Genomic DNA, 18,637 nt, shown 5'->3' on the forward strand with positions numbered 1-18,637 from the left:
TCGTGACCGGAATCACACCACTTATTCGCCTACCCGGTCCAGAAAGGCAGGAACCGACTTGCTGGAACGTCGTTTTCCCGGAGCAGCCATCGCACTTGCGACGGCCATCGCGTGCTCCCTTCCCCTCAACTCCGCATCCGCCGATTCGATCGCCGACCCGAATGCGCTGCCACCCGCCGTGCTCGCAATCTCCGAAAAAGCCAAAGAGCCAGTCGGCCCCGTCAGCACCGATAAGCCCATCGATGCCGAAAAGGCTTACGAAGCGGCCTTATCCCCTTCGACCGCAATTCCGCTTTCGTCGTTCGATATCGATCAAGCCGCTCCGCTCGACGAGATGAAGGCCGATTACGAGCAGAGACTCGCCGAAGAAGAGCAGAAGGCCGCGCGGCTTGCCGCGCTCGAAGCAAGCGATAAGCTGCTCGCCTACGACCCCGAGGCCATCGCTGCCATCGGCAACCAGGCTTCAAGCGGGCACACCATCTGCTGCCCCGGCTACGCTTGCGCGTACGGCGACGCGATCGTACAGGGAACGGCAACCGATCATGCGGCTTACGGATGCGGCATGTGCACCTGGCCCGGCTGGGGCGGCGGCAACTCGTCGTTTCGCTCCCTCGGCTCGAACGAGGCGCTTCTCCGTGAGGCTTACGACCAGATAGCAGCAGGCAAACCGACCGTCATCCACGTCGCAGGCGCCTACGGCGAGCACTGGATAACCCTCATCGGCTACCACGATGCGAGCGATCCCGACAACCTCGAGCTCGGCAACTTCACCGCGCTCGATCCCTACGACGGAACCGAGATCAACGCCGGGGAAGCGTATGCGCTCTACGGCGATTTCTGCGAACACGTATCCTCGCTGTAGCTGCGCGGAGCGGTGCGGCTCGGGGCACGAACCCGGTCGCGTTGCCGAACTTCGAACAACGCGCCCGTTCAGAAAGCCGTGCGGCATGCCGGGCCCTCGGTAGGGAACCCAGGGGCTCAACGCTTGCTGTTCAGCGCGAACAGCATTCCGAGCCCGCGCAGCACCAGCGATTCGTCGGCGCGCTCGATCCGTTCCGACAGCGCGGCAACCGCAGCCGCATGTGCGCCGGTTGCGATGACGCGCGCCTTGCAACCGAGTTCTTCCTCGATCGCATCGACGAGTCCGTCGATGCGCGCCGCTTCACCGAGAACGACGCCCGCCCGCATCGCCTCCCGCGTGCTTTTCCCGATTACCGACGAAGGTACCTTGATTTCGATAACGGGCAGGCGGGCGGCGGCTTGAGCGAGCGCGTGGGCCGAAAGCGCAAGGCCGGGGGCTATGACGCCGCCGGCGAACGCACCGTGCTCGTCGAGCACATCGAAGTTCGTCGTCGTTCCCAAATCGACCACGACAAGGGGATATCCGTAGGCCTCGCGCGCCGCGACCAACGTAGCCACCCGGTCGGGCCCCACTTCCGAAGGATCGTTGTAATGCATCTTCAAGCCGGTTTTCAGCCCCGGGCCTACGACGAACGGCCTGCGGGCGCATTCTATCGTAAGCGCGCTGACCCACACGTCCGTCAGATCGGGGACGACCGATGACAGAATGGCATCGGCAGGCCCCGCGGCGATCCCGCCCCCGCTTTCAGGTGCGAACCCTGGGCAATCGACGATGCCTCTTGCGCAATCGCGCTCGAGCATAGTGAGGAAATTGGCTATTTCCAGACGGGTCTCATCGGCGGTCATGCGGCTTCGCGTGGCAAACTCCCACGATGCCGACAACTTGAGCCCGTCGAGCAGGCCGAACCGCGTAGCCGTGTTCCCCACATCGACCGCCAGCACAAACGCTGCGCTTTCGCCCGTGTTCGCCTCCATAGCGCTACCACCCGCCTTCTCGCATTTCCTTCGCCGATGTTCGGCTCGATTGCCTTCTGAAGGGATTATACTGTACGAGTCCGTTCAGTAACCCGACTTCCGAAGGAAGCGGATATACAAGAAGGAGCTTTCGATCATGAAACCTGCGAAAGGTCAGTTGACTGCGCGCGGCGTCGCCATAGGCTGCGTTGGCTGCGCAATCATCACAGCGGCTTCGGCGTACACGGCCCTCAAAATGGGGGCGCTTCCCTGGCCCATCATCTTTGCCGCAATCATCTCTCTCTTCTTCCTCAAAGCACTCGGCAACACGAACCTGCACGAAGCGAACGTCACGCACACGATCATGTCGGCGGGAGCGATGGTCGCAGGCGGCCTCGCGTTCACCATCCCCGGCATCTGGATCATCACCAAAGCGAACACCGTCGATTGGTGGGAAATGCTCATCGTAGCGCTCGCGGGCGTCACCCTGGGCCTCGTCTGCACCGTTTTCATGCGACGGTACTTCATCGAAGATGCCGAACTCGAGTTTCCCATCGGCATGGCGGCTGCCCAGACGCTCAAAGCGGGCGATGCGGGCGGCAAGGTCGGCAAGCAGCTCTTCGGTTCGATGGGCATTGCCGGCATCTACACGGCGCTGCGCGATTGGTTCGGCGTGATCCCCGCGATGTTCTTCGGCAACGTGCCGATCCCCGGAGTCGCCTTCGGCATCTACAACTCCCCCATGCTGCTCGCGGTCGGATTCCTCGTGGGGACCGCATCGGTCGTCGTGTGGTTCGCCGGGGCGATCATCGGCAACTTCGGCATCATCGTCGGCGGATCGGGTCTCGGTCTGTGGGATACGGCCACCGGACAGGGGCTCGCCTCGAGCCTCGGCATGGGCGTCATGATGGGCTGCGGCGTAGGCGTCATCCTCAAGCACATCCTCCCGAAAGCCCTCTCGATGATTAGAAGCGGCGCAGGCGCGGCTACGTTCGGATCGACCCCAAGCGGCACATCCCGCACCAATACGGCACCGACCGCCGGACGCAGGCGCATGAGACTGACCGCCGGCATCATCGCGTGCGCGGCGGCCGCCGTGGCGCTCTTGCTCTGCATCGGGCTCGGGCTCGATCCGTTTGCGAGCATCATCGTCGTGCTGCTCGCCTGGGTGACCACCGCCATGAGCGCGCAGAGCGTCGGGCAGACCGGCATCGACCCCATGGAGATCTTCGGCCTCATCGTGCTTCTGATCGTTGCAGCGGTATCCAACGTAGCGCAGGCGCAGCTCTTCTTCGTTGCCGGCATCATCGCCGTCGCATGCGGTCTCGCAGGCGATGTCATGAACGACTTCAAGGCGGGACACGTGCTCGGCACCGATCCGAAGGCCCAATGGATCGGCCAGGCAATCGGCGGCGTTCTCGGCGCGTTCGTGGCCGTGGCCGTCATGTTCGTGCTTGTAGCAGCCTACGGTGCCGACGCCTTCGGGTTGGGCGGTTCGTTCGTTGCCGCACAGGCGTCGGTGGTCGCCACCATGGTGTCGGGCATCCCGTCGGTTCCCGCTTTCGCCGTCGGCCTTGCGGTCGGATGCGTGCTTTACTTGCTGGGACTCCCGGTCATGATGCTCGGTCTGGGCATCTACCTGCCCTTCTACATGTCGTTCACCGCGTTTCTCGGCGCGATGGCGAAGGTCGCCTACGATCTGGCGTGCAAACGCCGCCGCGCAAAGCTCTCGCCTGAACAAGCGGAAGCCAAGCGGAAGGCCCAAGACGAATCGGGACTCGTGATCGCGTCGGGACTGCTCGGCGGCGAGTCGGTCGTCGGCGTGCTCGTGGCGTTCGCCTCGGTAGCCATGGGGCTCGCGCTGTAGCAACGGCTCCCGCGCTTGCCCCGACACCGCTTTCCGGCCACGCGGCCCTCCGGGCGCACGGCTAGAGGTCGAAAAAAACTCGGCCTCGACGCGATCGCCGGGGCCGAGCCGATGCTCGGCGCTACCGTCCGAGCCCGAATGCGCTTTACCTGCTTACAGCATAGCCTGGATGGCGATGAAGAGCGGGGTGAACGTCAACGACACGATGGTCATGAGGTTGATGAGGATGTTCATCGACGGGCCCGAGGTGTCCTTGAACGGATCGCCCACGGTATCGCCGACGACGGCGGCCTTATGGGCTTCGGAGCCCTTGCCGCCGTGGGCACCGCCCTCGATGTACTTCTTCGCGTTGTCCCAGGCACCGCCCGCGTTCGACATGAAGATGGCGAGCAGCATACCCGTCGCCACGGCACCGGCCAAAAAGCCGCCGAGCATAGCCGGGTTGAAGCAGCCGATGACCACGGGGATCACGATGGCGAGAATGCCCGGAAGCATCATCTCGCGCAGTGCCGAGTTGGTGGAGATGGCCACGCACTTGTCGTACTCGGGTTCGGCCTTGAACTCCATGATGCCCTTGATCTCGCGGAACTGGCGGCGAACCTCTTCGACCATCGCGTGGGCGGCACGGGAAACAGCGCCCATGGTAAGCGCGGCGAACATGAACGGAATCATGGCGCCGATGAAGATACCCGCGATGATGAGCGGATCGGTGAGCGTGAGCTCGAAGTTCGGGATCGAGTGGTGCATGGTCGCCTGATAGGACACGAACAGCGAGATGGCCGAGAGGCCCGCGCTCGCAATGGCGAAGCCCTTGGCGATAGCGGCTGTGGTGTTGCCAACCGCGTCGAGAGAGTCGGTGCGCTCGCGCACTTCCTCGGGAAGCCCCGCCATCTCGGCGATGCCGCCCGCGTTGTCGGCCACAGGGCCGTACGCGTCGACGCCGATGGTGATGGCGGTGTTGGAGAGCATGCCCGTCGCAGCGAGCGCAACGCCGAACAGCCCGACGGCGATGCCGCCTTCAGGCGTGACGATGTTCGGGAACGCCATGTTGCCGCACGTGTACGCGCCGATGATGGCGAACGCCACGAGCAGAATCGGGATGATCGTGGAGAGCATGCCCGTGGAGAGGCCTTGGATGATGTTGGTGGCAGGGCCCGTCTCGGACGCCTCGGCGATTTGATGGACGGGCTTGTAGTGATCGGAGCAGAAGTACTCGGTCGTCTTACCGATGAGCAGGCCGGCAACCAGACCGCACAGCACCGACCCGAGCAGCCAGATGGGCTGGTTGTCGCTCTGGCCGTTCCACATGAAGAAGATCACAAAGATGGCGATGATCTCGATGCCCGCAGCCAGATAGGTGCCGCGGTTGAGCGCCTTATGGAGCTCGGAGCCCTCCTTGGTGCGCACTGCGAACAAACCGATGATCGAGGTGATGATGCCGCAGGCCGCGATCATGACGGGAACGACGATCGCCCACGTCGCATCGACGGTACCGACGCCCCCGAAGTACCCGAGCGCGCCGAACGTGACGGCGAGGATGGTCGGAGCCAGGATGGAGCCGGTGTAGGATTCGAACAGGTCGGCACCCATGCCGGCTACGTCGCCCACGTTGTCGCCCACGTTGTCGGCGATGGTTGCGGGATTACGGGGGTCATCTTCGGGGATGCCCGCCTCGACTTTACCCACGAGGTCGGCGCCCACGTCGGCAGCCTTCGTGTAGATGCCGCCGCCCACACGGGCGAAGAGCGCCACGGCGGAAGCACCGGTGGCGAAGCCTTCGACCATGCCGACGTGCTCGTGCATGAGTTCGAACGTATCAACGCCGAACACGAGCATGATGAGCCACAGCGACAGGCCCAGAAGCGCGAACGAAGCCACGGAAAGACCCATGGTGAGACCCGATTTGAACGAGATGTTCAGGGCCTTCGCCACGCTCTCCTCGGCCGCGTAGGCGGTACGGGTGTTGGCGCGCGTCGCCACATGCATGCCGATGTAGCCGGCAAGAGCCGAAAGGATGCCGCCCGTAACGAAAGCGACGGCGGTTATCGGCGAAAGGGCAACGGCCATAACGATGGCTACGATCACCATGAATATGACGAGCAGCTTGTACTCGCTCATCAGAAACGCTTTTGCACCTTGCTGGATCTTCAGCGAGATGTTGTTCATCTTTTCGGGACCCGGATCCTGTTTCAGGACCCATGAACCGAGGTAGCCCGCCATGCAAATGCCTATGAGAGCGCAGATGGGAGCCATCCATGCGACTTGGACGGTCACTTGTTTCCTCCTTGATTTGTCTTACAGTTCCGTGGATTCTTCGAGCCGGGCATCGAGGCCGGAAGAATGCACGCTGCCCATTCTAGGATATTTGCCCCCGCTCGTGAACTGCGAATGCGGCATTTTTCGCCAGCCTAGCCGCTCGGCGCGGCGAATAGCCCTACTCCCACAGGATGACATTGCGCCGCCTTTGCGGCGATCGAGCGAGGAAACGGGCGGATCTGGTACAATAACGATGAGCAATGTAAGAGATTACTACCGCGACTCGCCTACGCGAATCGCCACGAATACGTTGGAGCATCGCACATCATGCACGTTCTCAAGTCCCTCACGGCATCATGGGATAAGCCGACGGTTGCAAGCATCGTCTCGTTCGTTATCCTTCTTGCCGCATATTGCGCCTTCGAGGCCGCAGGTCTCGTCATGCACGACAACGCGTGGACGGCCCCGCTCGTCATCGCGGTTTTCGTGCTGCTCCTGGCCGCGCTCATGGTCCGACCTCACCTCGCAAACCGCTTTGAAGACGGTTTTTCGAAGGCGAAGCCCTTCGTGCTCGTCGGACTCGTTTTTCTGGCGTTCTACCTCTTTGAAAAGCCCTACAACGCCGCCCTGTTCGATATCGGAACCTACTATGCCTTCGTAAACCTCTGCGTTATCGCGGCGCTCTTCGCCATCGTCTACTTCGCGGGCCAGCAAACCAAAGCGGCAGCGATCGCCTTTCTCAGCTTGTGCTTCATAGCGGGCATTGCGAACTATTTCGTTATCGCGTTCAAGGGACAGCCCGTCCTTCCCGCCGACCTGTTCGCTCTCAGCACGGCTGCTGCGGTGGGCGGCGGCTACACCTACGCCGTCAACGATAACGTCGCCGTGGCATTCTGCGCGCTCGCATGCGGGATCGCGCTCGTCATGTACCTCCCGAAAACGAAGTTCGCCGTCAAGCGCGGCGTCGCGAACACCGCCGTGGCCGCCCTCTGCGTCGCGTCGTTCGGCTTCTGGTTCTCGCACTTCGACATCGAAAAAGCCTACGGGATTCAAGTCGACGGCTGGGCAGCATCCGATTCGTACTCGCAGCAGGGCTCGGTGCTCTGCTTCCTCAAGCGCATGCAGGACCTCCAGCCAGCCGAACCGGCAGGGTACTCCCCCGAAGCCGCCGCCGACATACTCGCACCGTACGCGAACGACACCGACGGGTTCGCCGATCTTTCCGACGAGGAAAAGCCCATCGTCATCGCCGTCATGAACGAAACGTTTTCGGATCTCTCGACCTACCCGAACCTCGCCGACATCTACGAAGGCCCCGCCTTCTTCAATTCGATTCAGGATGCATACCTTAAAGGCACGGCATACGTTTCGGCACTCGGTGCCGGTACCTGCAACAGCGAGTTCGAGTTCCTGACGGGAACAACCATGGCAAACCTCGGGGAAGGCGTATACCCCTATATGCTCTACGACCTCGACGGCACCGAGAACCTCGCCACATATTTCAAAGCGCTCGGCTACGAGACGACCGCCATCCATCCCGCCGATGCGACCAATTGGAGGCGCGACACGGTGTACGAGCAGCTCGGCTTCGACACCTTCCTCGACGTCACCGATTTCGAAGGTGCCGATACCTTGCGCGGATTCACGACCGATCGGGAAACGTACGATGCCATACTGCAGATCATCGCCGACGCCGACGAGCCCCAGTTCATCTTCGACGTAACGCTGCAGAACCACGGCGGCTACGACACCGGGCTCATCCCCGATGGCATGGGGGTTTCGATACCGCTTGAATCGAGCCGTACGGCCGAACTCGAAGAATTCGCAAGCTGCATCGAGCAATCGGATCTCGATCTGCAATACCTGATCGAATCGCTCTCCGCGATCGATCGGCCGATCGTGCTCTGCCTGTTCGGCGACCACCAGCCGGGTTTCTCCGATTGGTTATCGAGCCTTGCCTTCGACAAGGAGCTTGCCGATTTCTCGATCGAAGAGGTTCAGGCGCGCTACGAGGTCCCGTATCTCATATGGACGAACTACGAAACCGATCGGGTCAGCGCCCTGGACGGCTCCTTCGTCGCCGAAACCCAGGAATCCGAGCTCGAGGCGCTCGAACGCCCCCTGTACCCCGATGCGACGGCCATGAGCCTCAACTACCTTGGCGCCCACATGCTCGCTGCGGCCGAGCTCCCGCTCGACCCCTACCATCGGCTCCTCCTCGATACGCAGAAAGACCTGCCCGTAGTGAACGTGAACGGCTACCTTGATGCGGGGGGTTCATGGCATTGGCTCAACGAACGCTACGACGGAAGCGAAACCGACGAGACGGCCGAGGCGCTCGCGCGATTGGAAATCGTACAGCACAGCCTGCTCTTCGGTTCCTGATCGAAGCCCGGTTGCACAGCGGGGCGCAAAAGACGCGCGATCGTCTGGTGCCGCGTACCCGCAGAACGGCTACATGTTCTCGCGCACCCAGGCGATGTTGCCGTTGACGGTGGCGATGAGCTCGTCGAGCGTTTCGAACTTGATCATGGGGCGCAGGAAATGGTGGAACTCGACTTTGATGGGCTTTCCGTACAGGTCCCCTTCGAAATCGAGCAGATGTGCCTCGCACGTTGCGTCGGTACGGTCTTCGAAAACGGGCGACACGCCCACCGACACAGCCGCCTTGTACCGCCGCCCGTTCACGTAGGCATACGCGCCGTACACCCCCGCGCCCAGCGCTTGCAGCTGCGAGGGCACTTTGAGGTTGGCCGTACGGAACCCGAACTCCTTGCCCTCGCCGCGACCCTGCTCAACGGTACCCACAACGTAGTACGGATGCCCGAGCAGCTTGTTCGCCTCGGCGATATCGTTTTCGCCGAGCAGAAGGCGAATGCGCGTCGCCGTGATGGGCGCGCCGTCTGCGCTCGCCAAATCGTGGGCACAGACCTCGGTTCCCGCGGCTTCCGCCCAATTCGAAAGCTCCCTGACCGTGCCCTTCGCCCGCGCACCGAACCTGAAATCGAATCCGACGTGCAGATACGACGGCGCATGGCCGTTGAAGGTGTTCAGGAGGAACTCTTCGGGCGTAGAGGCCGAAAACCGCTTGGTGAAGGGAAGTACGACTACGGCATCGACGCCGCTTTCGGAAAGCGCCTTGATGCGCTCCTCGTTGGTCATGAGCTTTTTGAGGCGTTCGGGATGAAACACCTCGTCGGGATCGATGTCGAAGGTGAGCGCTATGCTCGCTCCCCCGCTTTCGCAGGCCGTCTGCTGCGCGCACGACAGCAGGTATCGATGGCCGCAATGGACGCCGTCGAACACGCCGAATGCGCACGACGACCCGGAAAAGTACGTATGATCGAACGTCTCGTCACACTTAAGAATCTCTGCCACGTGAAACCCCCAGAGCGAACACGCAGCGCGGCATGAGCGCGCGGCGCGTTTCATCGTATTCGTACAGTGCAACCAGCTTGTTCTCGGCGATCACCGAGATAACCTCGCCGGACATTAACGGTTTATCGCTTTGGCGCACGCCGGCCGTGCAGGCGCAGAGCTCGGCGGCGACCGTTGCCCTCCTGCGCTCGAATACGGCGCATTCGCTGGCGCGAAGCGGCGATCCGTTCGAAACGGCGCGCGCCGTTGCCTCGTCGGCGAACACGAACCTGAACCCGAGCAGCCTCACGGGATCGAGTGCGGCGGCGATACCGCGCTCCTCGAGCGTTTCGAGCGTCACGCATTCGGCCAAGTCGAGAGAGCCCGCCTGCGTTCTCTCAAGCATGCTGACGTACGCAGGACACCCTATCATGTTGCCGATGTCGCGGGCAAGCGATCGGATGTAGGTTCCCTTCGAAACGGACACGGCCACATCCCATGCCGGCAAGCCGTCCTCGCCCTCGGCGATCACGGATTCGAGCCGAGCCTCGTATATCTCGATGTCGCGCGGAGCAAGATCGATGATCTTCCCCGCGCGGGCTGCTTTGTAGGAGCGCTGCCCGTCCACCTTGATGGCCGAATACACCGGCGGTATCTGCTTATGCTTGCCAACCAGATCTCCCACGAAGCGCTCGGCGTACTCCTCGTCGAGCACGCACACGGGTGCATCGCCGCGCTTGACGACCTCCCCCGCAGCATCGTCGGTATCGGTACCGATGCCGAACGACACGCGAAACCGGTAGCGCTTATCGTGCTCGGTAAAGAACGGGTCGAGCCTCGTTGCCGGACCCACGCATACGAGCAGCGCTCCTTTGGCCAACGGGTCGAGCGTACCCGTGTGCCCGACGCGTTTCTCGCCGAATATGCGCCTGCAGCGGTTCACCACATCATGGGAGCTCATGCCTGCAGGCTTGTTGATTCCCACCACGAGGGAAAGTCCCGATGCTCCGCGCTTCACAGGCGAATATCCCCCGCTTTCCATCCGTCGGCCTCGCCATCGACTCCGAGCGCCGCGGCGACCGCCGCATCGACGCGTTCGATAGCCTGTTCGAGCGGCCCGTGAAGCGTGAAGCCGGCCGCCGCTTTATGGCCGCCGCCGCCCATGGTGTTCGCGATGGCCGCCACATCGGTATCGTCTTTCGCGCGGAAGCTGCCGCGGATGTGCTCGGGCTCCTCGCGCAGCATGCACGCTACGCGCACGCCTGAAATTGCCCTGATGGAATTGATCAGCGGCTCGGCATCGGCCTTGACGGCGCCGGTCTGTTCGAAATCGGCGCGCGTCAGATAGCTGGCAACGTAAGCGCCGCCGAAGCCGAAGCGCATACGGGAGAGCATGATGCGCTCGAGCTCGAGCGAAGCGATCGAGCGGTTCTGGAACACCTCGCGCGCTACGGCTGCCGGATCGGCTCCCGCGCTCACCATTTCGAACGCGGCGGCAAAAGCCGCCTTGTCGGTGTTCTGGAACTGAAAGCGCCCCGTATCGGTGACGAGGCCCGTATAGGCGCACAGGGCCATCTCGGGCGTGCGCTGCGCACCGAGCAGTTCCGCCAGCTTCCAGACGAGCATCGTCGTTGCGGCCGCGTCAGGGTCCACGTAGGTGTAGGCCGACATCGCCGTATCGCTCGCGTGGTGGTCTACCGTGACCGTGATGGGGCATTTCGCCTGCACGGCGGCTGCCGCATCGCCGATGCGCTCGACAGTCGGAACGTCGACGGCCACGAACGCCTCGGGCGTCCCGCTGAATTCAGCGGCGGGAACCATCGAGTCGATGCCGGGCAGAAACCTCAAGCCCGCTTCAACCGGATCGCTTTTCGCAAGCAGGCACGTGACGTTCTTGCCGAGATTCTCGAGAGCATGGTAGACGACGAGCTGCGAGCCGAGGCAATCCCCGTCGGGGCTCACATGCCCGCATACGGCAACGCTTTCGACCCCGCGAAGAATCTCGGCGATCGCTTCGAGGCTGGTGTTCGTCTGCGGCGTCGTTGCCACGTTATTCTTCCCCCTTGGATTCGCCCTGCGCGGCGTCGTCCTCGGCATCTTCGGCATCGCGTGCGCTCGCCTCGTTGCGCGCGGCATCGCGCTGCAAGGCCGTTGCGATACGCTCCGCCTCGTCAACGCTCTTGTCGAGCAGAAAGCGCAACTCGGGCGCCACACGCCACGAGAGGTCCTTGGCCATGAGCGAGCGGATGCGACCCGACGCCTTCGAGAACGCATCGGCCACCGCTTCGTAGCGCTCGGGTTCGGTCGTGTAGTACACGTTGCATACGCTGCGGTCGTAGCTTACTTCGCAGCCGGTGATGGTGACGAGCGTAAGCCGGGGATCGGAAATCTCGAACAAGAGGATGCTCGCGATCACTTCCCTCGCCTGCTCGTTCACCTTCCTGTTGGATGAGCTCTGTTTCATGGTGTCCGTCTCCTTTCAGAAGAAGAGGCGAATGGTAAACGCCGATGGCCCGGCACAACGTACTCCGAGCCATCGGCATATGGTAGCGCTTTTCGTATCCGTTGTTACTCGGTGCGCTCGACTTCCACGATCTTGTAACCTTCGATCGTGTCGCCGATCTTGATATCCTGGTAGCCGGTGATGCCGATGCCGCACTCGTAGCCGCTGCGGACCGATTTCACATCGTCCTTGAAACGGCGCAGCGAATCGATCGTGCCCTCGAATACGACGGTGCCGTCGCGGACCACGCGGACCTTGTCGTCGCGCGAAATCTCGCCCTCGATGATGTAGCAGCCGGCGATGGTGCCCGCTTTGGGAACCTTGAACGTCTCGCGGACCTCGGCGATGCCGGTGTCCTCTTCGACGATGTCGGGCGAGAGCAGACCCACGCGCGCGGCATTGATCTCTTCGATGGCCTGGTAGATGACGCGGTACAGGCGGATATCGACTTTTTCCTTCTCCGCCTGCAGTTTCGACTTGCCGGTCGGGCGCACGTTGAAGCCGATGATGATGGCATCGGAAGCGCTCGCCAGCGTAACGTCGGTCTCGGTGATGCCGCCGACCGCCGAGTGCACGATGTTGATGCGCACCTCGGATTGGTCCATCTTCTCGAACGCATCGCGCAGCGCCTCGATGGAACCCTGCACGTCGGCCTTCACGATGAGGTTCAGGTCGGTCTGCTTGCCTTCTTCGATGCGGCTGAACAGATCGTCCAGGCTCATGTGCGACTTGGTCTCCTGCTCGGCCAAGCGGGCGCGCAGAGCGCGTTCCTCTGCGAGCTTGCGCGCGTCGCGCTCGTCCTCGAACACGCGGAATTCGTCGCCGGCGGTCGGTACGGAGTTCAAGCCGAGGATCTCGACCGGATCGGCGGGAAGAGCCTCGTTGACGTGAGACCCGCGGGGATTCACGAGGGCGCGGACGCGGCCGTACGACGTACCCGCGACGATCGAATCGCCCGGACGCAGCGTGCCGCGATGCACGAGCACCGTGGCAACCGGGCCGCGGCCCTTGTCGAGGTTCGCTTCGATGACGAACCCCGACGCGAACGCATCGGGGTTCGCCTTGAGCTCGAGCACATCCGCCTGCAAAAGGATCGTTTCGAGCAAGTCGTCGATATGGAGCTTCTGCTTTGCGGAAACCTCCACGAACATGTTCGTACCGCCCCACTCCTCGGGGATGACGCCGTATTCGGTAAGCTCCTGACGTACCCGATCGGGGTTGGCACCGGGCTTGTCGATCTTGTTCACAGCCACGACGATGGGCACGTTCGCCGCTTTCGCGTGGTTGATCGCCTCGATGGTCTGAGGCATGACGCCGTCGTCGGCGGCAACCACGAGCACGATGACGTCGGTCACCTGCGCGCCGCGAGCGCGCATCGCCGTAAAGGCTTCGTGGCCGGGCGTGTCGATGAACGTGATCTGGCGCCCGTCGATCTCGACGACCGATGCGCCGATGTGCTGGGTGATGCCGCCCGCCTCGCCCTCGGCAACGCCGGTATGGCGGATCGCGTCGAGCAACGAGGTCTTGCCGTGGTCGACATGCCCCATAACGGTCACAACCGGCGGACGGGGCTTGAGATCCTCTTCCTTGTCGTGGAACACGACGGCGTACTCCTCCTCGGGGGAGACCACGCGAACCTTGCGGCCCATATCGTCGGCGATAAGCTCGATGAGATCGTCTCCCATCGACTGCGTGAGCGTGAGCACCTGCCCGAGCATGAACAGGCGCTTGATGATGTCGTTGGGCTGCACGCCGAGCAGCTCGGCGAACTTGGAAACCGTAGTACCCTGCGCAACCTCGACGACCGAATCGTCGAGCACGAGCGTGGGATCGAGGCCCTTCTCGATGGCCTCGAGCTCCAAGCGCTCGCGGTTTTCGGCTTCGCGCTTTTCCTTGCGCTTCTTGCGGCGGCCTTCGCCACCCTCCTGCGTTGCCGCCTCGACGGCTGCGCGCGCCTCGGCGAGCACTTTGTCACGCTGGAGCTTCTCGGCCTGTACGGCCATCTGGGCATAGCGATCCTCGCCCGTGGCCTGCTGGTTCAACTCGGGAACCTCGGGTTCGAACGAACGCTTCGACTGCTGTTGCGGCTTGGGAGCACCCTGCTTCTTATCAACGCGCTGGGGCTTCTGGCGCTGCTGGTTCGCAGCCCCTTGCTTGGGAGCGTTCTGGCGCTCGGCCTTCTGCTGCTCGATACGGGCCTTCTCGCTTTCGATCTGGGAAAGCAGCGAATCGAATGACGATTTGGGCTTCGCACCGAGAACCGGGGCCTTCTTGGCGGGCTCGCTGTGCTTGGCGCCTTTGCCGCCTGCCTTGCGCGCCGCCAGCGCCTCGGCTACCGCCTGCTTCTTGGCGACCTCTTTCGCCGCAACGGCAGCCCGCGCACGCGCCTTCGCCTCTTCGGCTTCGCGCGCAACGCGTTCTTTCTCGCTTTCGATCTGGCTCGCAAGCCTCTCGAACGCCGATGACGGCGCCGTGTGCGAGGAAGCGTCGGACGCTTCGCCCTCGCTTGGCTCGTCGCCTTCGTCGTCCTGCGATGCTGCAGGGGATCCGCCCATGCGGCGAGCGCGTTCCGCCTCGCGGCGCTTGCGTTCCTCCTCGACGGCCTCGCGGCGCCTGCGCTCCTCTTCGGCCTTCTTCTCTGCCTGGGCGCGCTGCTCTTCGGCGAGCTCGGCAGCCTCGGTATCTTCGAGCTGGCCGGCACGCTGCTTTATCTCAGGTTCCAGGTTCTTCCTGATCTTGGCAACGTAGGCATCGGCAAGCATGCTCGCATGGCTTTTAGCGGGGATCTTCATCTCCGCGAGCCTATCGAGCAGTTCCTTGCTGGACATGCCGAACTCTTTTGCCAACTCATGTACACGCATGCTGGCCATACATTCTCCTCATTCTATCCTGTAGCTCCGCGGATCGCCTGTTTCATATCGGAGGCAACCCGTTCGTAATCCTCATCGGTCAGCGACGCCCGAAGCGCCCGATCCAACCTTTTCGATGCAACCGCCTTCTCGAGGCAGGCTTCGGAGCATAGGTACGCTCCCCTGCCGGCTGCACGGCCCGTTGCATCGAATGCGATGGTTCCATCGCTTGCACGCACGATGCGGTGCAGATCGCCTTTGCCCGCCTTACCGCCGCAGGCAATGCAGCTGCGTTGGCGTTTCGGCTTGTCCTGCATCTCGACCATCGTTTTCCGCCTACGCCTCGTCCCCCGCGTGGATACCGCAGTAGCGGCTGCCCGGACGGGCGTGGTTGCGGCAGCGCACGCCATCTTCGCTCACGTGGGCGCACACCAGTTCCTCATCGGTGGCAGCATCCTCGTCGATGAGCATGTTGTCGACCACGGGAGGCTCTCCGGCGAACGATGCGCTCTTGATATCGATGTGCCAACCGGTAAGGCGGGCGGCCAAACGCGCGTTCTGGCCTTCCTTGCCGATGGCGAGCGAAAGTTGATCGTCGGGAACGACGACCGTAGCGTAATGGTTATCCTCGTCGATGGTGACCCGCGTCACCTTAGCCGGGGAAAGCGCGTTCGAAACGTAGGTTGCGGGATTCTCGTCCCACTGGATCACGTCGACGCGCTCGTTGCGCAGCTCCTCGACCACCATGCGGACGCGCGAGCCCTTAGGGCCTACGCACGCGCCGACCGGATCGAGGTTCGGCTCACGGGACGCAACCGCGATCTTGCTGCGGGCGCCCGGTTCGCGGGCGATCGATTTGATCTCCACCATGCCGTCGTAGATCTCGGGAACCTCGATCTCGAAAAGGCGGCGGATGAGGTCGGGGTGGGTGCGCGACACCACGATCGAGGGGCGAGCCTGCTCGCCGCGCATCTTGGGCGCATCGGAGTTCGGATCGCGCACGTCGATGATCAGCGTCTTGAGCCGCTGATTGTGACGGTAATGTTCGTTCCCGGGACGCTCGTTGCGCTCGCCCGGATTGCGCTTGAGGTCGTAATGGGGCAGTTCCGCCTCGACGCCGTCGCGAATCTTGATGATCGTGAAATCGGGGGTGCCTTGCAATACGGTGCCCGTCACCAAGTCGCCGACACGATTCGAAAACTCTTCGTAGATGCTCTGGCGGCCCGCTTCTCGCACGATGGACGAAATGACGCCCTTCGCATTCTGCGCAGCGATGCGGCTCACGTCGTCGGGGGTGACGTCGCGCTCTTCGAACTCGGCGTACTCGCCGGTCTCCTCGTCGGGTTCGCCGACGGGCACAAGCTCGTATACGTAGATCTGACCGGTCGAGCGATCGATCGTCACGCGCGCATCCCACTCCAAATCGAGAATATGCTGATAGCTTTTCGCCAAAGAGGCCTCAAGGCGCTCGATGAGGTAGAACTCGTCGATCTTTCGCTCATGAGCCAGCGCCTGCAGGGCCTCGATCAATTCTGAACTTGCCACGATGCTTTTCCTTTCCTACGAACCGAAGTCCACCACGCCTTTAAGGCGGGCTCGCTTGATGGTGCTTATGTCGATCTTCTCTTCGACGCCGTCCACGTCGAGCAAAACGGCATTCCCGCAGATTCCCGCAAGAGTGCCCGTCCATTTGCTGCGCCCCCCTTGGGGCTCGACGGTCTGGATGACGGCGGTTTCGCCGGCGAACCGCTCGAAATGCTCGAGGGTTCGCAGCGGTCGGTCTATTCCGGGCGATGAAACCTCGAGGGTGTACGCCCCCGGAAACGGGTCGAGCTCGTCCATGATGTCGTTGATCCATACCTGGGCACCCGACAGCTCGTCGAAGCTCACGCCCTCGGGCGTGTCGATGTAGATGCGAATGGTCGGGGCCTTCTTCGCGCCCGCGACTTCAACGGTCACGATCTCGATATCATGCTCGGCGGCCTGCGCCTCGAGCGCCTCGAGCAGACTTTGTTCTTTTGCGGTCAACATGCAGGTCACCTCCCAGATAAAAAGAAAGCGGGATAAACCCACTTTCACCAAACGTTCGAAAGTATGTTATCGCCCATGCATTGACCCGTGCATAGACAATCAGTATTTATACCATATTTCTTTCAGTGTGAAAAGGTGTTTCACCGACAGAACCCCATCTGCGAGGTAAATCCATAGATAGCGCGATTCAAAGGAGGTGCAGACCCGTTGCAGCTCAGGTTCTGTCCGCCACGCAAAAAGCGGGCGGCATCGATGCCGCCCGCCCGGTGAAATCCTACGGCGCCCCGCCCTACTTGGCCGGGTAGAACCCGCTCGGATCTTCGCTTAGGTTGATCATGATGTTCTTGGTCTGGGTGTAGTGCTCGAGCATGATCTTATGCGTCTCGCGCCCGATGCCGGACTCCTTGTAGCCGCCGAACGGCGCGCCCGACGGAATCTGGTTGTAGGTGTTGACCCACATGCGCCCGGTTTGCACGCCCTGGGCGACGCGGAATGCGCGGTTGATGTCGCGCGTCCACACGGCGCCGCCGAGCCCGTAGACCGAGTCGTTGGCCATGTCGATGACCTCCTGCTCGTCCTTGAACTTGATGACCACGGCCACCGGCCCGAAGATCTCCTCCTGGGCGACGCGGCACGAGTTGTTCGGCACCTCGAGCAGCGTCGGCTTCAAGAACGCGCCCTTGGCCAGCTCGCCTTCCGTCGCGCGCTCGCCGCCGACGAGGACCTTGCCGCCCTCGTCCTTCGCGATTTGGATGTAGTCGAGGATCTTGTTCATCTGGCCCTCGTCGATCTGGCTGCCCATCTGGGTGTCGTCCTCCCACGGCAGGCCGACCTTCACGTTCTCGAACGCATGCACGGCGTCTTCCACGAACTTATCGTAGATGTCCTCATGCACGAAAATGCGGCTGCCGGCGCAGCACACCTGTCCCTGGTTGAACAGGATGCCGAGCTGGATGCCGTCGAGCATCATATCCCACTTCGCATCAGGGAAGATGATGTTCGCCGATTTGCCGCCGAGCTCGAGTGTGGCGGGGATCAGGCGCTCCGCCGCCGCGAGGGCGACGTCGCGGCCGACCTCGGTGGAGCCGGTGAAGGCGAGTTTGCTGATCTTCTTGTTCTCGAGGATGTACTGACCCGACTTCGATCCGCGGCCCGTGACGACGTTGAACACGCCCGCGGGAATAACATCCTGCGTGAGCTTCGCGAGCTCGAGCACGGTGAGCGAGGTCGTCGAAGAGGGCTTGAACACCGTGCAGTCGCCGGCGGCGAGCACGGGGGCGAGCTTCCAAGCGGCCATGAGGAACGGGAAGTTCCACGGCACGATCTGGCCGACGACGCCGATGGGTTCGTGCAGCACGAGCGACATCATGTTGCCGGGCAGCATGTCGGCCTCGCCGGTATCGGCCAGGAGCACGCCGGCGAAGTAGCGGAAGTGATCGACCGAGTAGGCAACGTCGATTGCGCGGGTTTCGCGGATCGGCTTGCCGTTGTCGAGCGTCTCGAGCATCGCGAAATGCTCGGCGTTCTGTTCGATGATATCGGCAACCTTGTTCAGGATGATGGCGCGTTCGGCCTTCGTGGTCTTGCTCCACGTCTTGAACGCCTCCCATGCAACGTCGACGGCACGGTCGACGTCCTCGCGGGTGGCATCTGCGATTTCGGAGAGCTTCTCTCCGTTTGCGGGGCAATACACGTCAAGCGTCTTGCCGTCAGAGGCGTCGACCCATTCGCCGCCGATATAGAGTTGGTAGGAGTTCTGAGCAGGGTTGTTCATACGGTTTCCTTTCGTACGATGATGCGCGCTGGCGGCACGCTCTGCCTAGCTGGAAGCCAGCTACTGAACGAACCATACACCCTGATTGAGGACATAATATGATGCGATGGCGAACCGTTACGAACCGCACGTAAACGGCACATAGGTAGTATCATATATACCGTTCGCGGGGCTGCCGAAGCCGC

General features: G+C 62.4%; 14 protein-coding genes. 3 read left to right on the top strand and 11 right to left on the bottom strand.

What is annotated here, in order from left to right:
* Positions 1-58 precede the first annotated feature (58 nt).
* Positions 59-862, top strand: coding sequence for a cysteine peptidase family C39 domain-containing protein (locus MWL89_RS09165; protein ID WP_244385800.1), 804 nt, complete (start codon positions 59-61; stop codon positions 860-862).
* Between the two features lie 116 nt (positions 863-978).
* On the opposite strand, the gene MWL89_RS09170 is transcribed toward MWL89_RS09165, so the two are convergent.
* A complete protein-coding gene (locus tag MWL89_RS09170; RefSeq protein WP_244385801.1) occupies positions 979-1,836 on the bottom strand; it encodes a type III pantothenate kinase in 858 nt (285 codons plus the stop codon).
* Between the two features lie 136 nt (positions 1,837-1,972).
* Here MWL89_RS09170 and MWL89_RS09175 point away from each other — a divergent pair, with 136 nt between their 5' ends.
* A complete protein-coding gene (locus tag MWL89_RS09175; protein WP_244385802.1) occupies positions 1,973-3,682 on the top strand; it encodes an OPT/YSL family transporter in 1,710 nt (569 codons plus the stop codon).
* 153 nt (positions 3,683-3,835) lie between these two features.
* Here the strand turns inward: MWL89_RS09175 and MWL89_RS09180 are convergent, their stop codons facing one another.
* On the bottom strand, positions 3,836-5,935 hold the full coding sequence (locus MWL89_RS09180; protein WP_244412600.1) for a sodium-translocating pyrophosphatase: 2,100 nt from the start codon (positions 5,933-5,935) through the stop codon (positions 3,836-3,838).
* A gap of 330 nt (positions 5,936-6,265) precedes the next feature.
* On the opposite strand from MWL89_RS09180, the gene MWL89_RS09185 reads away from it, so the two are divergent.
* The gene (locus tag MWL89_RS09185) at positions 6,266-8,323 is read left to right on the top strand and encodes an LTA synthase family protein (RefSeq protein WP_244385803.1); all 2,058 of its coding nucleotides are present in this window, start codon (positions 6,266-6,268) and stop codon (positions 8,321-8,323) included.
* 69 nt (positions 8,324-8,392) lie between these two features.
* Here MWL89_RS09185 and ribF read toward each other — a convergent pair whose 3' ends face one another.
* The 9 genes from ribF to MWL89_RS09230 form a co-directional block, all read right to left on the bottom strand.
* Positions 8,393-9,316, bottom strand: a complete 924-nt coding sequence (gene ribF, locus MWL89_RS09190; protein WP_102377965.1) for a riboflavin biosynthesis protein RibF — start codon at positions 9,314-9,316, stop codon at positions 8,393-8,395.
* Positions 9,300-10,313 carry a tRNA pseudouridine(55) synthase TruB gene (gene truB / locus MWL89_RS09195; RefSeq protein WP_244385804.1) on the bottom strand — a complete coding sequence of 338 codons (1,014 nt, stop codon included), beginning with the start codon at positions 10,311-10,313 and terminating at the stop codon, positions 9,300-9,302. Before truB ends, ribF begins: the two co-directional genes overlap by 17 nt.
* Entirely contained in the window at positions 10,310-11,344 is a 1,035-nt protein-coding gene (locus MWL89_RS09200; RefSeq protein WP_244385805.1) for a DHH family phosphoesterase, read from the bottom strand. Before MWL89_RS09200 ends, truB begins: the two co-directional genes overlap by 4 nt.
* A gap of 1 nt (position 11,345) precedes the next feature.
* Positions 11,346-11,759, bottom strand: a complete 414-nt coding sequence (rbfA, locus tag MWL89_RS09205) for a 30S ribosome-binding factor RbfA (protein WP_102377962.1) — start codon at positions 11,757-11,759, stop codon at positions 11,346-11,348.
* Between the two features lie 104 nt (positions 11,760-11,863).
* Positions 11,864-14,668: a translation initiation factor IF-2 gene (infB, locus tag MWL89_RS09210; RefSeq protein WP_244385806.1), complete on the bottom strand. Its 2,805-nt coding sequence runs from the start codon at positions 14,666-14,668 to the stop codon at positions 11,864-11,866.
* A gap of 14 nt (positions 14,669-14,682) precedes the next feature.
* Positions 14,683-14,973, bottom strand: a complete 291-nt coding sequence (gene rnpM / locus MWL89_RS09215; RefSeq protein WP_244385807.1) for an RNase P modulator RnpM — start codon at positions 14,971-14,973, stop codon at positions 14,683-14,685.
* A 10-nt stretch (positions 14,974-14,983) separates the two neighbouring features.
* Positions 14,984-16,192, bottom strand: coding sequence for a transcription termination factor NusA (gene nusA, locus MWL89_RS09220; protein ID WP_102377959.1), 1,209 nt, complete (start codon positions 16,190-16,192; stop codon positions 14,984-14,986).
* 15 nt (positions 16,193-16,207) lie between these two features.
* Complete coding sequence (locus tag MWL89_RS09225) at positions 16,208-16,678, bottom strand: ribosome maturation factor RimP (protein WP_102377958.1); 471 nt, start codon at positions 16,676-16,678, stop codon at positions 16,208-16,210.
* A gap of 289 nt (positions 16,679-16,967) precedes the next feature.
* The gene (locus MWL89_RS09230) at positions 16,968-18,452 is read right to left on the bottom strand and encodes an aldehyde dehydrogenase family protein (RefSeq protein ID WP_244385808.1); all 1,485 of its coding nucleotides are present in this window, start codon (positions 18,450-18,452) and stop codon (positions 16,968-16,970) included.
* Positions 18,453-18,637: the final 185 nt, after the last annotated feature.

Origin of the sequence: Raoultibacter timonensis (genome assembly GCF_022845715.1) — a bacterium.
In the GTDB taxonomy this organism is placed as follows: Bacteria; Actinomycetota; Coriobacteriia; order Coriobacteriales; family Eggerthellaceae; genus Raoultibacter; species Raoultibacter timonensis.

Bases quoted from the DNA above. Each gene is read 5' to 3' on its own strand.
- MWL89_RS09225 (WP_102377958.1), bottom strand. From the start codon at position 16,678: ATGTTGACCGCAAAAGAACAAAGTCTGCTCGAGGCGCTCGAGGCGCAG.
- MWL89_RS09180 (WP_244412600.1), bottom strand. From the start codon at position 5,935: ATGGCTCCCATCTGCGCTCTCATAGGCATTTGCATGGCGGGCTACCTC.
- MWL89_RS09230 (WP_244385808.1), bottom strand. From the start codon at position 18,452: ATGAACAACCCTGCTCAGAACTCCTACCAACTCTATATCGGCGGCGAA.
- MWL89_RS09170 (WP_244385801.1), bottom strand. From the start codon at position 1,836: ATGGAGGCGAACACGGGCGAAAGCGCAGCGTTTGTGCTGGCGGTCGAT.
- rnpM (WP_244385807.1), bottom strand. From the start codon at position 14,973: ATGGTCGAGATGCAGGACAAGCCGAAACGCCAACGCAGCTGCATTGCC.
- infB (WP_244385806.1), bottom strand. From the start codon at position 14,668: ATGGCCAGCATGCGTGTACATGAGTTGGCAAAAGAGTTCGGCATGTCC.
- MWL89_RS09185 (WP_244385803.1), top strand. From the start codon at position 6,266: ATGCACGTTCTCAAGTCCCTCACGGCATCATGGGATAAGCCGACGGTT.
- MWL89_RS09175 (WP_244385802.1), top strand. From the start codon at position 1,973: ATGAAACCTGCGAAAGGTCAGTTGACTGCGCGCGGCGTCGCCATAGGC.
- rbfA (WP_102377962.1), bottom strand. From the start codon at position 11,759: ATGAAACAGAGCTCATCCAACAGGAAGGTGAACGAGCAGGCGAGGGAA.